Raw genomic sequence first — 19,293 nt, 5'->3', positions numbered from 1 at the left:
TACAAGGGTTGGCGCGTCGGAATTCGATTCGGCCATGTCGCCCATGGATATGGTTCGCAAACGGCGCGAACGCACACTCCTCGGCAAATGGAACTGCTGTTTTTTCGCTGACAGCCTTGCGGCAACCACAACAACGATTAGCCACCTTTCGCCGGCCGACAACGGCCTTGAGGATAAAACGATGGACGTCACCGCAACCCTGAGCCTGGGCGATCCACTGGAACCTGCACGCAAGGCCACCGCCGAGATGTTGCAGACCCGCGAGCGCACCTACTCGCTGCCGCAGCCGTTCTACTGCGACGAGCGCCTGTTCCAGATCGACATGCAGGAGATCTTCCACAAGGAGTGGCTGATCGCGGGGATGACCTGCGAGATTCCGGCGAAAGGCAACTACCTGACCCTGCAGATCGGCAAGAACCCGGTGATCGTGATTCGTGGCACCGAGGGCAAGGTGCACGCCTTCCACAACGTCTGCCGCCACCGCGGCTCGCGCCTGTGCGTCAGCGAAAAGGGCAAGGTGGCCAAGCTGGTCTGCCCGTATCACCAATGGACCTACGAACTCGACGGCCGCCTGCTGTTCGCCGGCACCGAGATGGGCGCCGACTTCGACATGAACCAGTACGGCCTCAAGCCGATCAACGTGAAGACGGCAGGCGGCTACATCTTCATCAGCCTGGCGGAAAACCCGCCGGCCATCGACGAGTTCCTGGCCACGCTCGACCACTACATGGAACCGTACGACATGGAAAACGCCAAGGTGGCGGTGCAGACCACCTTGATGGAAAAGGCCAACTGGAAGCTGGTGCTGGAGAACAACCGCGAGTGCTACCACTGCAACGGTTCGCACCCCGAGCTGCTCAAGACCCTGCTGGAGTGGGACGACACCAACGATCCGCGCGCCGACCAGGCGTTCAAGGACCACGTCGCCGCATCCGCCGCCGCCTGGGATGCCGAGAAGATTCCGTACCTGCACAAGAGCCACGGCCTGCGTAACCGTATCGTGCGCATGCCGCTGCTCAAGGGCACCGTGTCGATGACCATGGACGGCAAGCAGGCCTGCAAGAAACTCATGGGCCGCATCAAGAACCCCGACCTGGGCTCGATGCGCATCCTGCACTTGCCGCACTCGTGGAACCACTGCATGGGCGATCACATGATCGTCTTCACCGTCTGGCCGATCAGCGCCCAGGAAACCATGGTCACCACCAAGTGGCTGGTGCACAAGGACGCGGTCGAGGGCGTCGACTACGATCCCGAGCAGATGCGCAAGGTGTGGGACGCCACCAACGACCAGGACCGTCGCCTGGCCGAAGAGAACCAGCGCGGGATCAACTCCACCGCCTACCAGCCCGGCCCGTACTCGAAGACCTACGAGTTCGGCGTGGTCAACTTCATCGACTGGTACAGCGACCGCGTCCTGGCCAACCTGGGTGCGGAACCCGCGCCATACCTGAAGGAAGTCAAGGTGCAGTAAGCCTTCACCGCTGTTGATAAGCGCCACGGCCGAGTGATCGATCGTGGCGTTTTACATTGCAATCCAGAGGAACTGAACACGTTATCCACAGAGTTGTTCAGGTGCGCTGTGGACAGGCGTCGAGCATCTGCAGAAAGCCGATTGATCATTATTTGATCAAGTCTTTACAAGCCTTTGATTCAAAGGCCTACAGGCAATATCGAACACCTTGTCCACAGATACGCCAACAGATTTTGTGGGCACATGCGGATCTAGTGGAAAAGTGCTGTGGATAATAGCTTCTGAGCCTTACCAATCATGCTCTTGAGAACGATTATCCGGGTTTTGATCAATTATTGACCATTATCTTGCAGGCCAATTAAATCAAGGCATCCAGCAGTTGCCCAACATATTATCCACAGAGGCGCCAACAGCGATTGTGGGAAACATCATGGGAATGACCCGTGATTGCCACAAGCGATTCACAAGGCGGGCTGTATATTTTTTGATCAATCCTCTACAGCCTTTGATTTCAAAGGGCTGTAGAGAAGCGCGAACACTTTATTCACAGGGTCGCGAACAGATTTGGTGGGCAACTCTTTGTAAAAGCTGGAGCCGCTCTGCGGCCCCAACCGATCAGCGCAACACGCCTTCCTCCACCAGCAACTTGAGGATCGCCTCGGCGCCCTCCTGTGGAGAAACATCCTTGAGCACCTTGCCGCCGCCACCACTGGCCTTGGCCGTGGCCGCTTTCATCCGGTCGGCACCGCTCTTGGCCTTGATCACCTTGAGCCGCTTGGGCCGCGGACGGGCAGGCTGCAAGGCATCGCCTTCGAGCAGCTCATCGTCCACCACGGCCACGTTCCGCGCCGCCAGTACACCCCGGCGCGCCGGACCGAACGCACTCTGGCGCGGCTTGGGCGCGGCGTTATCCACAGTCGCCAGCAACGGCAGGCGCACCTTCAACCGGCGTCGTTGGCCGCGTGGCAAGGCTTGCAGCACCTGGGCGGTGCCATTCTCGATCGATTCCACCTCGGCCAAGCCCACCACCAACGGCCAGCCGAGCTTCTCGGCCAGCAGGAACGGCAGCATGCCCGAACCTTCACCCGTCTCGGCCTGGCTGCCGGTCAGCACCAACTGGGCACCGGCGTCGCGCAGGTAATCCCCCAGCACCCCCAGCACATCGGCTCCCGCAGGCTGCTCGAGCACATCCAGATGCTCCAGGCCCATGCCCAGGTAGCCGCGCAGAGCCTCTTCGCGCGGGTCGCCGGCATGCACCACCTGCAAGTTATCCCCAGCCAGCTGCAAGCCCAACTCTACAGCGCGTGCATCCTGCTCGGCGCGGCGGGCGCGACCTGAGCTGGGGTGGGCGCCGATGGAAACCAGGCTGATGACTTTCGTACTCATGCTCGTGCCCTTATGCCGCGTCGCGCTGAGCGCCGCTGCGGAAGTTGTCCACAGCCTCGATCAGGGCCTGGAGAATCGCCGCGCTGTCGCCAATCACCGACAGGTCGGCCCGCTTGATCATGTCGCAGCCCGGGTCCATGTTGATCGCCACCACCTTGTCGCAGGCACCGATGCCCTGCAGGTGCTGGATCGCCCCGGAGATCCCCACCGCCACGTAGACCCGCGCCGTGACCCAGGTCCCGGTGGCGCCGACCTGGCGATTGCGCGGCATGAAGCCATCGTCCACCGCCACCCGCGACGCGCCCTCGGTGGCGCCAAGCGCCACGGTCGCCCTGTGGAAAAGATCCCAATCCTTCACACCGTTGCCGCCGGAGACGATGAATTCGGCTTCGGCCATGGCAATCGACGCCGGGTCCACGGCCACCGGGCCAAGATCCTCGATGCGCGACAGGCTGCGTGCCACCCCTGTGGACAACTCCACCGGCAGCGCTTCGTGTCGGGTTTCGCTGACCGGCTCGGCGCACTCGGCAGCTGCCAGGATCAGACGCGGCAGGCCACGTTGCAGGTCCTGCTGGCCGGCACCGGCACGGCCGATGCACTGGCCGTCCTTGATCTGCCAGACCCTCGTGGCAGGGCGTTCGCCCAGGGCCGCGCCAAGGCGCCGTCCCAGCTCGCCACCACCGGTGCGGCTGTCAGGCAGCAGCCAATGCTGCGGCGCGAACTGGTTATCCACAGCGCGCAGGCCCTGGACGAGTTGCTCAGGCGCATAGCCTTCGAACGCTTCGCCTTCGATGACCAGCAGGCGGTCGACACCGGCTGTGGAAAAGTTGTTTTCCTTGTGCTCGCCGAACACCACCGCCAGCACTGCACCGTCGCTGCCGGCCAGGCTGTGGGCCAGGCCCAGCAGGTCGCGGTCGTGGCTGCCGAGACGACCACCGACCATGTCCGGGACCACCGCGATGTAGAACGCCGGATCGGCCACCTGATGCAGCGGCAGCTGCACCTCGGCCGTAGCCGTACGTCTTGCGCCGAGCGCCGTGCCCTGCTGGGCACCGCTTCGGTCGATGCGCTTGAGGCCGGCAGGGCCGACGAAGCCGGCGGCGATGGCATGCGGGCTCTTGCGGATCAGCCCGTTGGGGCCCATCCAGCGCGTCTGTTGCGTCTGCATTGCCGCGTGCAGCGGGTGCAGGCGGTTACGGGCGATCCACTCGGCGCGTGGGTCGCGGCGGATGATGTCGCTCATCAGTGCACCTCCGCAGGTTCACGTTTGGCCAGGTTGGGCTTGCTCGCCGTGGCGGGCGCTTCGTCTTCGATCAGCGCATCGGCGACCAGCTCGGCCAGGTCCTTTATCTGTGGGCGCGGCTCGACCACGCCCTCGAGCATCGCCGTGCACTGTGGACAACCTACCGCCACAAGTTCCGCCTCGGTCTCGCGGATATCGTCCATGCGCATGTCGGGGATGCGCTGCTTGCCGGGAATATCGGTGATCGGCGCACCGCCGCCACCGCCACAGCAACGCGAGCGGAAGCCCGAGCGCTGCATCTCGCGCACCTCGATGCCCAGCGCCTTGAGCACGTCGCGCGGGGCCTGGTACTCGCCGTTGTAGCGCCCCAGGTAGCACGGGTCGTGGTAGGTCACGCTACCGCCCTTGTGCTGGCCGAGGTTGAGCTTGTTGGCGGCGATCAATTCGGCGATGCAGGTGCTGTGGTGCTGCACCTGGTACTCGCCTCCAAGGGCGCCATATTCGTTCTTCAGCACATGGAAGCTGTGCGGATCGCAGGTGACGATGCGCTGGAAGCGGTACTGGGCCAAGGTCTGGATATTGCGCCGGGCCAGTTGCTGGAAGGTCGCTTCATCGCCCAGGCGCCGCGCCACATCGCCGCTGTCGCGTTCCTCCAGGCCGAGCACGGCGAAGTCCACGCCCGAGGCCTTGAGCACCTTGACGAAGGCGCGCAGGGTACGCTGGTTGCGCATGTCGAAGGCGCCGTCACCGACCCAGAACAGCACCTCGGTGCTCTTCACCTCCGACAGCAGTTTCAGGTTCAGGTCGGCGGCCCAGTTCATGCGCCCGCCGGGGTTGAAGCCGCCGGGGTTGTCGGTGGCGATCAGGTTGTCCAGCACCTCGGCGCCCTTGTTCGGCGTGGCGCCTTTTTCCAGGGTGAGGTGGCGACGCATGTCGACGATGGCATCGACATGCTCGATCATCATCGGGCATTCCTCGACGCAGGCGCGGCAGGTGGTGCACGACCATAGCGTTTCGGCATCGACCAGGCCATTGACGATCGGCTGGTGCGGATGGCCGCCGTGCTCGCCGACCGGCTTGCCGGGGTAGGGGCTGCCGGCGAACTGCGCGTCGGTGCCCCCGGCCAGGCCGATGACCATGTCCTGAATCAGCTTTTTCGGGTTCAGTGGCTGGCCGGCAGCGAATGCCGGGCACATCGCCTCGCACTTGCCGCACTGCACACAGGCGTCGAAGCCCAGCAACTGGTTCCAGGTGAAATCGACCGGCTTTTCCACGCCCAACGGCGCGTTCGGGTCTTCCAGGTCCAGCGGCTTGAGACCGGTGGAGCGGCCACCACCGAAACGCTCGGCACGGCGGTGCCAGGCCAGGTGCAGGGCGCCGGCGAAGGCGTGCTTCATCGGCCCGCCCCAGGTCATGCCGAAGAACAGCTCCGACACACCCCACAGCACGCCAAGGCCAAGAACGCCGACCATCACCCAGCCGCCGGTATTGGCCGGCAGGATGCCCGCAACCGGCAGGGTGGCGATGAAGAAGCTCGCGGCAAACACCAGCAGGCTTTTCGGCAGGCGCATCCATGGGCCTTTGGACAGGCGCGCGGGCGGATTCAGACGACGCCTGAAGACGAAGATCGCACCGCTGAACATGATCACCGTAGCGACCAGCAATGCGTAGCCAAGAATCTTGCTCTGCAGGCCGAAACCGTGCACCAGGATCGCCAGCAGCGCCGACAGCACGAAGCCGCCTGCAGTGGCAACGTGGGTTCTGGACATGTACTTGTCGCGTTCGACCACATGGTGCAGGTCGACCAGGTAACGCCGTGGCATGGCCAGCAGGCCGCCGAGCAGGTCGACCTTGCTTGGCCGCCCGCGCCGCCACATGCGCACCCGGCGCAGGGCGCCGAGCACCGCCAGGGCGAGTGCGGCGAACAGCAGGATGGGTAGAAGGGTGTTCAACATGGGAGGCTCCCACAACAGCGGTTGCAAGGGGTTCAGGCCCCTGGAATCCTGCACCGCCCCTGTGGGAGCGGGCTTGCCCGCTCCCACAAGGGCCGGTGTGTGCCGACAGATCGATCAGAAGTCCTTGCACAGGCGCAGGGCGTCATAGATCGCCGCATGCACGTTGCGCTGGGCCACGCAGTCGCCGATGCGGTACAGCAGGTAGCCCTCGCCCGGCTGGCTGAGGATCGGCTGCGGCTGGATCGCGAACAGGGCATCGATGTCGATCTGGCCCTTGTTGCGCGAACCCTCCTTGAGCCCGTAGTACAGCTCCTCGTCCGGACGCACGCCGTTCTCGATCACCACCTGGTCGACCACACGCTCTTCCTTGGCCCCGGTGTATTCGTTCTCCAGCACCGCCACCAGCTTGTCGCCCTCGCGATAGACCTTCTCCAGCATCATGTCCCCGGTCATGATCACTTCCTTGGGGTAGATGCTGCGGTAGTAGGTCGGGAAGGTCGTGCCGCCCATGGCCACGCCTGGCTTGATGTCGTCGGTGACGATCTCGACCTGGCTGCCCTTGTCGGCGATGAAGTCGGCGGTGGACATGCCGGTGAACTCGCAGATGGTGTCGTACACCAGCACGTTCTTGCCCGGCGCGACCTTGCCGTCGAGCACGTCCCAGCTGCTGACCACCAGCCCTTCGGCGGCGCCCCAGTGCTCGTTCTGCTCGATGAACGGATGACCGCCCACCGCCAGCACGATGATGTCAGGGCGCAGATCCTGGATGGTCGGGATATCTGCCGCGGTGCCCAGGCGCAGGTCGACCTTCAGGCGGGCGAACTCCAGCTGGTACCAGCGGGTGATGCCGGCGATCTGGTCACGCTGCGGCGCCTTGGCGGCGATGGTGATCTGCCCGCCGATCTGCTCCTTCTTCTCGAACACGGTAACGTCATGGCCACGCTCGGCGGCCACCCGTGCGGCCTCCATGCCGGCAGGGCCGGCACCGACCACCACCACCTTGCGTTTCGGCCCGGTGGACTTCTCGATGATGTGCGGCACGCCCATGTATTCACGGGACGTCGCGGCGTTCTGGATGCACAGCACGTCCAGGCCCTGGTACTGACGGTCGATGCAGTAGTTGGCACCGACGCACTGCTTGATCTGGTCGATCTGGCCCATCTTGATCTTGGCGATCAGGTGCGGGTCGGCCATGTGCGCGCGGGTCATGCCGACCATGTCGACATAGCCGCCCTCGAGAATACGCGTGGCCTGGTTCGGGTCCTTGATGTTCTGCGCGTGCAGCACCGGGACCTTGACCACTTCCTTGATGCCGGCCGCCAGGTGCAGGAACGGCTCAGGCGGGTAGCTCATGTTGGGGATGACGTTGGCCAGGGTGTTGTGGGTGTCGCAACCCGAACCGACCACGCCGATGAAATCGATCATGCCGGTGGCGTCGTAGTAGGCGGCGATCTGCTTCATGTCCTCGTGGCTCAGGCCATCGGGATGGAATTCGTCGCCGCAGATGCGCATGCCCACGCAGAAGTCGTCACCGACCTCGGCGCGCACGGCCTTGAGCACTTCCAGGCCGAACTTCATGCGGCCTTCGAAGCTGCCGCCCCATTCGTCGGTACGCTTGTTGACCCGCGGGCTCCAGAACTGGTCGATCATGTGCTGGTGCACGGCCGACAGCTCGACACCGTCCAGGCCGCCTTCCTTCGCCCGGCGTGCAGCCTGTGCGTAGTTGCCGATGACCCGCCAGATCTCTTCCACCTCGATGGTCTTGCAGGTGGCGCGGTGCACCGGCTCACGGATGCCGGACGGCGACATCAGGGTCGGCCAGTGGAAGCCGTCCCAGCGCGAGCGGCGGCCCATGTGGGTAATCTGGATCATGATCTTGGCGCCATGCTTGTGCATGGCGTCGGCCAGGTTCTGGAAGTGCGGGATGATCCGGTCGGTCGACAGGTTCACCGAGGCCCACCACTGCTGCGGGCTGTCGATGGCCACCACCGACGAGCCGCCGCAGATGGCCAGGCCGATGCCGCCCTTGGCCTTCTCTTCGTAGTACTTGACGTAGCGCTCGGTGGTCATGCCGCCGTCGGTGGCGTAGACCTCGGCGTGCGCGGTGCTGAGCACGCGGTTGCGGATGGTCAGCTTGCCGATCTGGATCGGCTGGAACATTGCTTCGAATGCCATGACGCTCTCTCCGGCTTACAACGGCTTTGTAACGAACAGGCCATCTTCGTGGCCTTCTTCAGAACCGCCATAGACCTGCTCCGCCACCGTGCGGATCGAGCTGCCACGGGCAGCGAGGATCTGGTCCATGGCACCGGCGAACCAGCCGGTGAACATGTAGTCGACCTTGCGGCCGCATTTGCCATACACGTAGACGAACGCCGAGTGCTTGAGCTTGACGCTGCACGTCCCTTTGTCGAGGTCGATGTCCTGAATCTCGAACAGGCCCCAGCCACGCTGGCTCAGGCGCTTCATGTAGTGCTCGAACACCGCCACGCCTTCCAGGCCATGGCACTCGGCTTCTTTTTCGCACCAGTGCCAGGCGGACTTGTAACCCGCCTTGTAGAGGATCTCGGCGTAGGCGTCGGCGCCCAGCACTTCCTCGATGCCGATGTGGTTGTTGACGAAGAAATGCCGCGGTACGTACAGCATCGGCAGGGCGTCGGAGGTCCAGACACCGGTCTCGCTGTCGACTTCGATTGGCAATTGCGGGGCGATCTTGGCCATGGAAACTCAACTCCATAAAATTTTTGGATTCGATCAAAAGCCGCTTTGGCTTTTGCTTTTATAAAAAGCCGCAGTGAGTGCTGTCGGGGCCGTAGCGAGCGCGTCGAGCGCAAGGAAGGGCCGAAGCGAAAAGCGAGACAGTGCCGAGGCACGGCGAGCTTTTCGTGAGGGCCTGACGCAGCGATCGGCGTGCGCAGCAGGCCCCAGCAGTGCTCACTCGCCCCAGACGTCCTTTAGGACGTTCACCCAGTTCTCGCCCATGATCTTGCGCACCACGCGCTCGGAATGGCCGCGCTTGAGCAGGGTCTCGGTGAGGTTGGGGAATTCGCCGACGGTGCGGATGCCCAGCGGGTTGATGATCTTGCCGAAGTTGGTCAGGCGACGGGCGTAGCCCTTGTCGTGGGTCAGGTACTCGAAGAAGTCCTGGCCATGGCCCTGGGTGAAGTCGGTGCCGATACCGATGGCGTCTTCACCGACGATGTTCATGGTGTACTCGATGGCCTCGGCGTAGTCGTCGATGGTCGAGTCGATGCCCTTGGCCAGGAACGGCGCGAACATGGTCACGCCGACGAAGCCGCCGTGGTCGGCGATGAACTTCAGTTCTGCATCCGACTTGTTGCGCGGGTGCTCTTTCAGGCCAGACGGCAGGCAGTGGGAATAGCAGACCGGCTTCTTCGATTCGAGGATGACTTCCTCGGACGTCCTGGAGCCGACGTGCGAGAGGTCGCACATGATGCCCACGCGGTTCATCTCGGCGACGATCTCGCGGCCGAAGCCCGACAGGCCGCCGTCGCGCTCGTAGCAACCGGTGCCGACCAGGTTCTGGGTGTTGTAGCACATCTGCACGATGCCCACGCCCAGCTGCTTGAACACGTCGACGTAGGCGATCTGGTCTTCGAAGGCGTGGGCGTTCTGGAAGCCGAAGAGGATGCCGGTCTTGCCCAGCTCCTTGGCCTTGCGGATGTCGGCGGTGGTGCGCACCGGCATGACCAGGTCGCTGTTGTCGCGGATCAGCTTCTGGCTGGAGGCGATCTGGTCGACGGTAGCCTTGAACCCTTCCCAGACCGACACGGTGCAGTTGGCTGCGGTCAGGCCGCCCTTGCGCATGTCCTCGAACAGCTCGCGGTTCCACTTGGCGATGATCAGGCCATCGATGACGATGCTGTCGGCGTGTAATTCGGCTGGGCTCATCAGGCTGTCCCCTTTTGTGAGTTGGGCCACGCCGAATCGTGTGCCGGCGCTTTGGGGCCAGCATATGCCTGCGGCCCTTGTCGCCCCGATGCAAAAACGACAGGGGGTTTGCCGAAAGCGTCAATGCGCGACATGGCAGGCTCTGGCGCGCCGCTCGCCAATGAGAGCGAGTCTCGACAAGAACCGTTCATGAACATTTTCCTCGCCCTCTACCACCCGGCTCGAGGCTGAGCGAGAATCTCGACGATTCGTCAGCCTGTTCAGGAGAAAACGGATGAAATCAAAGGCATGGCTGGTACTGCTGTTCGTGGCGCTGGGCGCCCAGGCCGCCGAAGAAGAAAGCACGCCCTGCGACACTGTCGAGACCGACGCGCAGACCTACGCGTGCGCCGCGTACAACAAGCAGACCGCCGAGCGCGAACTGAAGGCCGCCTACGACGACCTGATCCAGCGCATCCGAGACCAGTACGCGGATGAAAACGACAAGGCCGTGGCGCTCAGCGGGCGCATGGAAGCGGCGGAAAAACTCTGGACCCAGTTGCGCGATGCCGACTGCAAGGTCGAGACCTATGCCGAGAAGCCCGGCAGCAAGGCCTTCGAGGCGGCGTGGAATACCTGCGTGGCGCAGCGTAGCGATGAACGGTCGGAGTACCTGCAGTCGGTGGGGCAGCAGTGATCCTGCAGGTCTGCCTGTGCCAATCCCTCAAACGGCCTTGGCCAACCTGTCTTCCCGTGGGCATCGCTCGAACCGCCCACGGTAACAGCGAGTGAAATACGACGCCGACTCGAACCCGCATGCAATGCCGACCTCCAGCACGCTCATGTCGGTCTGGCGCAAGAGCTGCCGGGCCTTGTCCAGCCTGAGCCTGAGGTAGAAGCCGCTGGGCGTGTCGTCCAGGTGCAGGCGGAACAGGCGCTCCAACTGGCGCCGGGTCACCTGCACGGCATCGGCCAGCACCTGGGTGTTGAGCGGTTGCTCGGTGTTGCGCTCCATCTCGCCGATCACCTTCACCAGCTTCTTGTTGCGGATGCCGTAGCGCGTGGCGATCTCCATGCGCTGGTGGTCCTGGCGCGGGCGGATGCGGCTGACCACGAACTGCTCCGAGACCTGGATCGCCAGCTCGCTGCCATGGGCCTGGGCGATCAGGTCGAGCATCAGGTCGATGGAGGCGGTACCGCCTGCGCACGTGATGCGTCGGCGGTCGATCTCGAACAGCTCCTGAGTGGCCTGCAGGCGCGGATAACGCTCCTTGAACGCCTCCAGCGCCTCCCAGTGCAAGGTCGCACGATAACCATCGAGCATGCCCGCCTCGGCCAGCACCACTGCACCGGTATCGATGCCGCCAAGAATGCCGCCGTCATGATCGAAACGCCGCAGCGCCTGCTGCAGCGCCGGCCCATGGCAGGCCAGCGGCTCGAACCCGGCCACCACCAGCAGCATCTGCGCGGATCCGGCATCCGCAAGCGCCTGGTCGGCGTTGACCGACATGCCATTGCTGGCCTGTACCGGCCCCCCATCCAGGCTCAGCACCTGCCAGCGATACAGCGCACCACGAAAGCGGTTGGCCACGCGCAGCGGCTCGACCGCGCTGATGAAGCCCAACGCGGAAAATCCCGGCAAGAGAAGAAAGTGGATGGTTTCCGGCATCGCTCACTCCTGGGAGGTGGATGGTCGCTGCAGTGCAACTCTTGGTCGCCAGCGTGCGATTGCCCACTGTGCCATGGGCGTAACTTTTTTCCCACGGCCCGCAGAGGCCGGATCCCATAACAATATGCACTGCCGATGGAGAGCCACCATGCATCGCTTTATCCGCCGCAGCCTGTTGTCCCTCGCTCTCAGCACCACCGTAGCCACTCCGCTTTTCGCCGCCGAGCCCGCCGTGTGCAAGAACGTGCGCCTCGGTGTGGTCAACTGGACCGACGTCATCGCCACCAGCGCCATGGCCCAGGTCCTGCTCGACGGCCTGGGCTACCAGACCAAGCAGACCAGCGCCTCGCAGCAGATCATCTTCGCGGGCATCCGCGACAAGCGTCTCGACATGTTCCTCGGGTACTGGAACCCGATCATGACCCAGACCATCACCCCGTTCGTCGATGCCAAGCAGGTCAAGGTGCTCGACAAGCCCAGCCTGGAAGACGCCCGCGCCACGCTCGCAGTACCCAAGTACCTGGCCGACAAGGGCCTGAAAAGCTTCGCCGACATCCACAAGTTCGAGAAGGAACTGGGCGGCAAGATCTACGGCATCGAGCCAGGCTCGGGCGCCAACACCCAGATCAAGGCAATGATCGCCAGCAACAAGTTCGACCTGGGCAAGTTCCAGCTGGTCGAATCGAGCGAGGCCGGCATGCTCGCCGCCGTCGATCGTGCCGTACGACGCAAGGAAGCGGTGGTGTTCTTCGGCTGGGCACCGCACCCGATGAACGTGAACATCGACATGGTCTACCTGGGCGACAGCCAGGATGCCCTGGGCCCGGACGAAGGTCGCGCCACGGTATGGACCGTCACCGCGCCCGACTACGCCGAGCGCTGCCCCAACGCCAACCGCCTGCTGGCCAACCTGACATTCAGCGCCGAGGACGAGAGCCGCATGATGCAGCCGCTGCTCGACCACAAGGACCCGCTGGACTCGGCCCGCCAGTGGCTCAAGGACCACCCCCAGGACAAGGCCCGCTGGCTCGAGGGCGTGACCACCTTCGACGGCAGGCCGGCGGCTGACAATCTCAAGCTCACCGCCAACTGATCCGGCCTCTTCGCGGGCAAGCCCGCTCCTACAGGCTATGCGCATGCCAGGGGCAACTCGGCCCCCTGTGGGAGCGGGCTTGCCCGCGAAAAGGCCACCACCGATATCACAAGGAACCACCATGAACCACGACGTCATAATCACCTGTGCCCTGACCGGAGCCGGCGACACCGTTGCCAAGAGCCACCTGGTCCCGGTCACCCCCAAGCAGATCGCCGAAGCCGCGGTCGAGGCCGCCAAGGCCGGCGCCACCGTCGTCCACTGCCACGTCCGTGACCCGCAGACCGGCCGCTTCAGCCGCGACGTCGCGCTGTACCGCGAAGTGATGGAGCGCATCCGCGAGTCCGACGTCGACGTCATCGTCAACCTCACCGCCGGCATGGGCGGCGACCTGGAGATCGGCCCGGGCGAGGCGCCGATGGACTTCGGCGCCGGCACCGACCTGATCGGTCCGCTGGAACGCCTGGCCCACGTCGAGGCGCTGCTGCCGGAAATCTGCACCCTGGACTGCGGCACCCTCAACTTCGGCGACGGCAACTCGATCTACGTATCCACGCCGGCGCAACTGCGTGCCGGGGCCAAGCGCATCACCGAACTGGGTGTGAAGGCAGAGCTGGAAATCTTCGACACCGGTCACCTGTGGTTCGCCAAGCAGATGATCAAGGAAGGCCTGCTCCACGACCCGCTGTTCCAGCTCTGCCTGGGCATCCCATGGGGTGCGCCGGCCGATACCACCACCATGAAGGCCATGGTCGACAACCTGCCGGCCAACGTGACCTGGGCCGGTTTCGGCATCGGCCGCATGCAGATGCCCATGGCGGCGCAGGCGGTACTGCTCGGCGGCAACGTGCGCGTGGGCCTGGAAGACAACCTCTACCTCGACCGTGGCGTGCTGGCCAGCAACGGCCAGTTGGTGGAACGCGCGGTGGAGATCATCTCGCGCCTCGGTGGCCGCGTGCTGACCCCGGCCGAAGGGCGCGAAAAAATGAATCTCAAGCGTCGCGGATAAAACGGCCCCGCCGCAATCCCTGTGGGAGCGGGCTTGCCCGCGAAAAATACGGCGCGGTGCATGGCACCGGCTTCGCCGGTGTTCGCGGGCAAGCCCGCTCCTACAAGGCCCGCGCCAACCTCAAGCACATAGAGAGACCAACATGTCCTTCATCACCGAGATCAAGACCTTCGCCGCACTCGGCAGCGGCGTCATCGGCAGCGGCTGGGTCGCCCGCGCCCTGGCCCACGGCCTGGACGTGATCGCCTGGGACCCGGCGCCCGGCGCCGAGCAGGCCCTGCGCAAGCGCATCGCCAATGCCTGGCCGGCCCTGGAAAAACAGGGCCTGGCACCGGGTGCGGCGCAGGACCGCCTGACGTTCGTCGCGACCATCGAAGAATGCGTACGCAACGCCGATTTCATTCAGGAGAGCGCCCCGGAACGTCTGGACCTCAAGCTCGACCTGCACGCCAAGATCAGCGCGGCGGCCAAGCCGACCGCGATCATCGGCTCCAGCACTTCGGGCCTGCTGCCCAGCGAGTTCTACGAATCGGCCACCCACCCCGAGCGCTGTGTGGTCGGCCATCCGTTCAACCCGGTATACCTGCTGCCGCTGGTGGAAATCGTCGGCGGCAAGCACACCGCGCCTGAAGCCATCGAAGCCGCAAAGACCATCTACACCGCGCTGGGCATGCGCCCGCTGCATGTACGCAAGGAAGTCCCGGGCTTCATCGCCGACCGCCTGCTCGAAGCGCTGTGGCGCGAGGCGCTGCACCTGGTCAACGACGGCGTCGCCAGCACCGGTGAAATCGACGACGCGATTCGCTTCGGCGCAGGCCTGCGCTGGTCGTTCATGGGCACCTTCCTCACCTACACCCTGGCCGGTGGCGATGCCGGCATGCGCCACTTCATGTCGCAGTTCGGCCCGGCACTCAAGCTGCCCTGGACCTACCTGCCCGCCCCTGAGCTGACCGACAAGCTGATCGACGACGTGGTCGACGGTACTTCCGAGCAACTGGGCGAGCGCAGCATCGCGGCGCTGGAGCGCTACCGTGACGACACCCTGCTGGCGGTGCTGGACGCCGTGAAGAACAGCAAGGCCAAGCACGGCATGGCCTTCGGCGATTGAGGAGACAACGATGGCGGCACTGATCACCTATCGTACCCCCGTCCAGAAGGACTGGGTCGACTACAACGGCCACCTGCGCGATGCCTTCTACCTGCTGATCTTCAGCTACGCCACCGATGCGCTGATGGAGCGCATCGGCCTGGACGCCGACAGCCGCGGGCAGAGCGGGCAATCGCTGTTCACCCTGGAAGCGCACATCAACTACCTGCACGAGGTAAAGCTCGGCACCGAGGTCTGGGTACAGACGCAGATCATCGGTTTCGACAAGAAGCGCCTGCACGTCTACCACACGCTGCACCGCGAGGGCTTCGACGAGGTACTGTCGGCCAGCGAGCAGATGCTACTGCATGTGGACCTGGCGGGGCCGAAGTCGGCGCCGTTCAGCGAGCGCAGCACGACCCTGCTGCAAGGCCTGGTGGATGCGCAGCATGACCAGGCACCTGCGGAGTTCGTAGGCCGGGTAATCGGTTTGCCTGCACGATCCTGAAGCCTCTCCCGAGGCCGCCCGCGAACCCCCTCTCCAGCCGGGGCAAGGCAGCGCGCTGTCTTCTTCGCGGGCGAGCCCGCTCCCACGGAACCTCAAAAAAAACCCCGGAAAGCCGTGAGCCTCCGGGGTGCGAGAGCGAGCAACATCCACTGTGCGTGAGTGAGGGTGACCAAACCCTCGGTGCCGTGAATGACTCCAGTTTGCTCACTTCCCCGCCGGTCGATTTAGCCGGGAACGACCTGTTCTTAGCCAAAGCGGCCATCGCGACGCGATGCCCTTGCGGGTCTGTCGCCCTGGTCACAGAATCGGTCGTAAATCACTGCACCAGACAAGGACAACAACCATGATGCATGCGGATCTGATCGACCAGGACGACCTGCTGGGCCACCTGCGCGCACGCGGCTTCGATATTCCCGCCGGAGCCAGCGCCGAGCAGGCCTGCGAAGTGGTGGTGCGCGGGCTGACCGAGCCCAATGCCCGGGCACTGAAGGGGATGGTGGAGCAGATGTATACCGGCAGCGCGACCATTCTGCCAGCGGTGCGCCAGGCCATCGACAAGCAGCTGTTGCCGGCGTTGGCGCAGTTCAGCCAGCGCGCCTGATTCAGGATCTTCACTGAATTCTTCGCGGGCAAGTCGGAGCGCCGAACCGCCGCTCCTACAGGGATCGCGTAACCCTGTAGGAGCGGCGGTTCGGCGCTCCGATTTACCCGAAGAAGGCGACGCGGCTCAGAGCCTCACACTGGCAAAGGTCGACTCGTTGCGCGCCTGGCTCAGCGCCGCCATCGGCCCGCTGTGCGGCGACAGCGCCATGGCCTGCGGAATCGGCATCATCGCCACCTGCTGCGCGGTATTGGAGCCCACGCGCTCATCGCGCGGCGGAATGCCGAAGTACTCGCGGTAGCACTTGGAGAAGTGCGGCGTGGAAACGAACCCGCACACCGACGCCACTTCGATGATCGACATCGGCGTCTGCTTGAGCAGCTGCCGTGCACGGATCAACCGCAACTTCAGGTAGTAGCGCGACGGCGAGCAGTGCAGGTATTTCTGGAACAGGCGCTCGAGCTGGCGTCGTGAAACGTGGACGTACACCGCCAGTTCATCCAGGTCGATCGGCTCTTCGAGGTTGGCCTCCATCAGCGCGACGATTTCCTGCAGCTTCGGCTGGTTGGTGCCGAGCATGTGCTTGAGCGGCACGCGCTGGTGGTCCTGCTCGTTGCGGATGCGCTCGTAGACGAACATCTCGGAGATCGCCGCCGACAGCTCGCGGCCATGGTCGCGGCTGATCAGGTGCAGCATCATGTCCAGCGGCGCAGTGCCGCCGGAACTGGTGAAACGGTTGCGGTCGAGAGTGAACAGGCGGGTGCTCATGTTGACCCGCGGGAAGGCTTCCTGCATGGCTGCCAGACACTCCCAGTGCACGCTGCAATCGAAGCCGTCGAGCAGCCCGGCACAGGCCAGTGCCCAGCTGCCGGTGCACACCGCGCCAAGCCTGCGCGACTGGCGCGCCTGGGCCTGCAGCCAGGTGACATGCTCGCGGGTGACGGTACGCTGGATACCCACGCCGCCACAGACGATCACCGTATCCATCGGCGGCGCATTGTGCATCGCGGCATCGGGGGTGATCTGCAGGCCATCGCTGGCCCAGACCTGGCCCCCGTCGACGGTCAGGGTGTGCCAACGGTACAGCTCGCGACCGGAAAGCTGGTTGGCCATGCGCAGCGGTTCGACAGCCGAGGCGAGCGAGATCAGGGTGAAGTTGTCCAGCAGGAGAAAGCCGATGGACTGGGGTGCTGTGCGGTTCTGGGTTGGGGTCCCGGAGGTATACGACGTCATCGCGGTTTCTCCTCACACAAATGCAGGGCGTGCCTCAGGCGGGCACCGTTTCTTGTAATGGCCCCGATTCGTATGCAGGGGCTTTGCCAATCTCAACGCAATCGCCGTGCCTGATCTTGAACGGCTATCCAAAAAAACCCAAAAACGACGTTTCCGTGCGACTTGTAGGGCTTTTCTCAGGTGGCGAGCGGGTCGCCGCAAATACGCGGGCCAGCGCCTCTGCGTGTAACGGCTGAGCAATTCGGTAGCACTTGTGGGAAGGCTGCCCAGAAGCGACATTCATAAGTGTCACCGACAATGACACCCCTGGTAGCGACAACCGACAGCCGGTCGATGACAGCCGCTGCACGATAAAGCGGCACAGCGGCCAGACGAGGGCCAGATCGGCGCATCAGCACTCGATGACGCTGACGGCCAGGCCGCCGCGCGAGGTTTCCTTGTACTTGTCGTGCATGTCGGCGCCGGTGTCGCGCATGGTACGGATCACCTGGTCGAGGGAGATGAAGTGCTCGCCGTCGCCACGCAGGGCCATCTGCACGGCATTGATCGCCTTCACCGCGGCGATGGCATTGCGCTCGATACAGGGCACCTGCACCAGGCCGCCGACCGGGTCGCAGGTCAGCCCCAGGTTATGTTCGAGCGCGATCTCGGCGGCGTTCTCCAGTTGTGGCGGCGTGGCACCGAGTACCTCGGCCAGGCCTGCGGCAGCCATGGCGCAGGCAGAGCCCACCTCACCCTGGCAACCGACTTCGGCACCCGAGATCGAAGCGTTCTTCTTGCACAGGATGCCCACCGCCGCCGCGCCCAGGAAGAACTCCACCACGTTGGACTCGTCCACTGCATCGGAGAAGCGCATGTAGTAGTGCAGCACCGCCGGAATGATGCCCGCAGCGCCATTGGTGGGCGCGGTGACCATGCGCCCGCCGGCGGCGTTCTCTTCGTTGACCGCCAGGGCGAACAGGTTGACCCACTCCATCGCACTCATGGTCGAGCCGATGACGTTGGGTTTGCCGATCTCCTGCAGGCTGCGGTGCAGCTTGGCGGCGCGGCGGCGCACATTGAGCCCGCCGGGCAGGATGCCTTCGTACTTCAGGCCGTTGTTCACGCAATCCTGCATGGCACGCCAGAGCTTGAGCAGGCCGGCTCGGATCTCGTCCTCGCTGCGCCAGACCTTCTCGTTCTCCATCATCAATTGCGACACGCTCATGTCGTTTTGCTTGCACAGGCGCAGCAGTTCGGCGGCGCTGTTGAAATCGTATGGCAGCACGGTCTGGTCGGCATCCAGCACACCGCTTGCCGCCTGGGCCGCATCGACCACGAAGCCGCCCCCCACCGAATAGTAGGTATCGCGGTGCAGCTCACCTTCGGCGCCTTCGGCGACCAGGGTCATGGCGTTGGGGTGATAGGGCAGGTTCTCGTCGAGCAGCAGCATGTCGCGCGCCCAGACGAATTCGATGGGCAGGCGGCTGTCGAGTAGCAGCGTGGAGGTTTCGCGCAGGTCGGCGATGCGCGGGGTGATCTGGGTGGGGTCGATCGAGTCTGGCCATTCGCCCATCAGCCCCATGATCGTCGCGTTATCGGTACCGTGGCCGATGCCGGTGGCCGACAGCGAGCCATACAGGCGCACCTCGATGCGCCGCACCTGCTCCAGCTGGCCGCGTTCACGCAAGCCCTGGACGAACAGCGCCGCGGCGCGCATGGGGCCTACGGTGTGCGAGCTGGAAGGCCCGACACCGATCTTGAACAGGTCGAACACGCTGATGGCCATTGTCGAATCACCTCTTGATGGGCTTGTCTCTGCGCGCCATGTGGCGGCGCAGCCAGCTGCTAGGCTGATAGCGGCGAGTTGCCGCGAATGCACGCATCATCGGGCTTTTACCCCTCCCCTCGCCGTCTGCAACCGACGTACTTTTGTCCGGCAGCGCCTTGTGACAAACGCCATCATTTCGCCGTTTTCAGGCGAACCGGCGACGCAAAGACACGGCCCGGGGGGTGGAAAAATCCGTAAGCGACATTGCCCGTACTGGATACGACCTGTCCTGCACTGGTTACGACTCCACCAGTAGGCGATTGCCCGACGCTGGGGGATTATCGAAAGCGACTCGTATTGCACGGCCTCGCAACCTGCCCTCTGCAGGCCTGGA

The 19,293-nt window shown here is 64.2% G+C and carries 16 protein-coding genes; 7 read left to right on the top strand and 9 right to left on the bottom strand.

Annotated features, from left to right (window positions below; genetic code table 11):
• The first annotated feature begins 181 nt into the window (after window positions 1–181).
• Entirely contained in the window at window positions 182–1,474 is a 1,293-nt protein-coding gene (gene gbcA / locus AC1TXO_RS01760) for a glycine-betaine demethylase subunit GbcA (RefSeq protein ID WP_486404792.1), read from the top strand.
• A 615-nt stretch (window positions 1,475–2,089) separates the two neighbouring features.
• Here gbcA and etfB read toward each other — a convergent pair.
• From etfB to AC1TXO_RS01730, 6 genes are all read right to left on the bottom strand, one after another.
• Entirely contained in the window at window positions 2,090–2,860 is a 771-nt protein-coding gene (etfB, locus tag AC1TXO_RS01755; protein WP_486404791.1) for an electron transfer flavoprotein subunit beta, read from the bottom strand.
• A gap of 10 nt (window positions 2,861–2,870) precedes the next feature.
• The gene (gene etfA, locus AC1TXO_RS01750) at window positions 2,871–4,103 is read right to left on the bottom strand and encodes an electron transfer flavoprotein subunit alpha (RefSeq protein ID WP_486404790.1); all 1,233 of its coding nucleotides are present in this window, start codon (window positions 4,101–4,103) and stop codon (window positions 2,871–2,873) included.
• The gene (gene dgcB, locus AC1TXO_RS01745) at window positions 4,103–6,058 is read right to left on the bottom strand and encodes a dimethylglycine demethylation protein DgcB (protein WP_486404789.1); all 1,956 of its coding nucleotides are present in this window, start codon (window positions 6,056–6,058) and stop codon (window positions 4,103–4,105) included. The genes etfA and dgcB overlap by 1 nt, the downstream gene beginning before the upstream one ends.
• Before the next feature lie 114 nt (window positions 6,059–6,172).
• On the bottom strand, window positions 6,173–8,233 hold the full coding sequence (dgcA, locus tag AC1TXO_RS01740) for a dimethylglycine demethylation protein DgcA (protein WP_486404788.1): 2,061 nt from the start codon (window positions 8,231–8,233) through the stop codon (window positions 6,173–6,175).
• 15 nt (window positions 8,234–8,248) lie between these two features.
• Window positions 8,249–8,779, bottom strand: a complete 531-nt coding sequence (locus AC1TXO_RS01735) for a DUF5943 domain-containing protein (RefSeq protein ID WP_054891724.1) — start codon at window positions 8,777–8,779, stop codon at window positions 8,249–8,251.
• Window positions 8,780–8,992: 213 nt separating this feature from the next.
• Window positions 8,993–9,970 (bottom strand): dipeptidase, encoded by a 978-nt coding sequence (locus tag AC1TXO_RS01730; protein ID WP_486404787.1) that lies wholly within the window; start codon window positions 9,968–9,970, stop codon window positions 8,993–8,995.
• Window positions 9,971–10,244: 274 nt separating this feature from the next.
• Between AC1TXO_RS01730 and AC1TXO_RS01725 the strand changes: the two genes are divergently transcribed.
• Window positions 10,245–10,646 (top strand): lysozyme inhibitor LprI family protein, encoded by a 402-nt coding sequence (locus AC1TXO_RS01725; RefSeq protein WP_486404786.1) that lies wholly within the window; start codon window positions 10,245–10,247, stop codon window positions 10,644–10,646.
• A gap of 27 nt (window positions 10,647–10,673) precedes the next feature.
• Here the strand turns inward: AC1TXO_RS01725 and AC1TXO_RS01720 are convergent, their stop codons facing one another.
• Window positions 10,674–11,618, bottom strand: a complete 945-nt coding sequence (locus AC1TXO_RS01720; protein ID WP_486404785.1) for a GlxA family transcriptional regulator — start codon at window positions 11,616–11,618, stop codon at window positions 10,674–10,676.
• A gap of 148 nt (window positions 11,619–11,766) precedes the next feature.
• Here AC1TXO_RS01720 and choX point away from each other — a divergent pair, with 148 nt between their 5' ends.
• From choX to AC1TXO_RS01695, 5 genes are all read left to right on the top strand, one after another.
• Complete coding sequence (gene choX / locus AC1TXO_RS01715) at window positions 11,767–12,711, top strand: choline ABC transporter substrate-binding protein (protein ID WP_486404784.1); 945 nt, start codon at window positions 11,767–11,769, stop codon at window positions 12,709–12,711.
• 121 nt (window positions 12,712–12,832) lie between these two features.
• Window positions 12,833–13,720 carry a 3-dehydrocarnitine:acetyl-CoA trimethylamine transferase CdhC gene (gene cdhC, locus AC1TXO_RS01710; RefSeq protein ID WP_486404783.1) on the top strand — a complete coding sequence of 296 codons (888 nt, stop codon included), beginning with the start codon at window positions 12,833–12,835 and terminating at the stop codon, window positions 13,718–13,720.
• Between the two features lie 142 nt (window positions 13,721–13,862).
• Window positions 13,863–14,828: an L-carnitine dehydrogenase gene (locus AC1TXO_RS01705; RefSeq protein ID WP_486404782.1), complete on the top strand. Its 966-nt coding sequence runs from the start codon at window positions 13,863–13,865 to the stop codon at window positions 14,826–14,828.
• 10 nt (window positions 14,829–14,838) lie between these two features.
• Complete coding sequence (locus AC1TXO_RS01700; protein ID WP_486404781.1) at window positions 14,839–15,315, top strand: thioesterase family protein; 477 nt, start codon at window positions 14,839–14,841, stop codon at window positions 15,313–15,315.
• 343 nt (window positions 15,316–15,658) lie between these two features.
• Window positions 15,659–15,916 carry a hypothetical protein gene (locus AC1TXO_RS01695; protein WP_054891717.1) on the top strand — a complete coding sequence of 86 codons (258 nt, stop codon included), beginning with the start codon at window positions 15,659–15,661 and terminating at the stop codon, window positions 15,914–15,916.
• Between the two features lie 126 nt (window positions 15,917–16,042).
• Here the strand turns inward: AC1TXO_RS01695 and gbdR are convergent, their stop codons facing one another.
• Window positions 16,043–17,149, bottom strand: coding sequence for a choline metabolism transcriptional regulator GbdR (gene gbdR / locus AC1TXO_RS01690; RefSeq protein WP_486404780.1), 1,107 nt, complete (start codon window positions 17,147–17,149; stop codon window positions 16,043–16,045).
• Between the two features lie 391 nt (window positions 17,150–17,540).
• Window positions 17,541–18,917: an L-serine ammonia-lyase gene (locus tag AC1TXO_RS01685; protein ID WP_486404779.1), complete on the bottom strand. Its 1,377-nt coding sequence runs from the start codon at window positions 18,915–18,917 to the stop codon at window positions 17,541–17,543.
• Window positions 18,918–19,293: the final 376 nt, after the last annotated feature.

The organism is Pseudomonas sp. FA117 (assembly GCF_057370475.1).
Note: the sequence above shows the minus strand (reverse complement) of the source record. Positions and strands in the feature narration are given on the sequence as shown.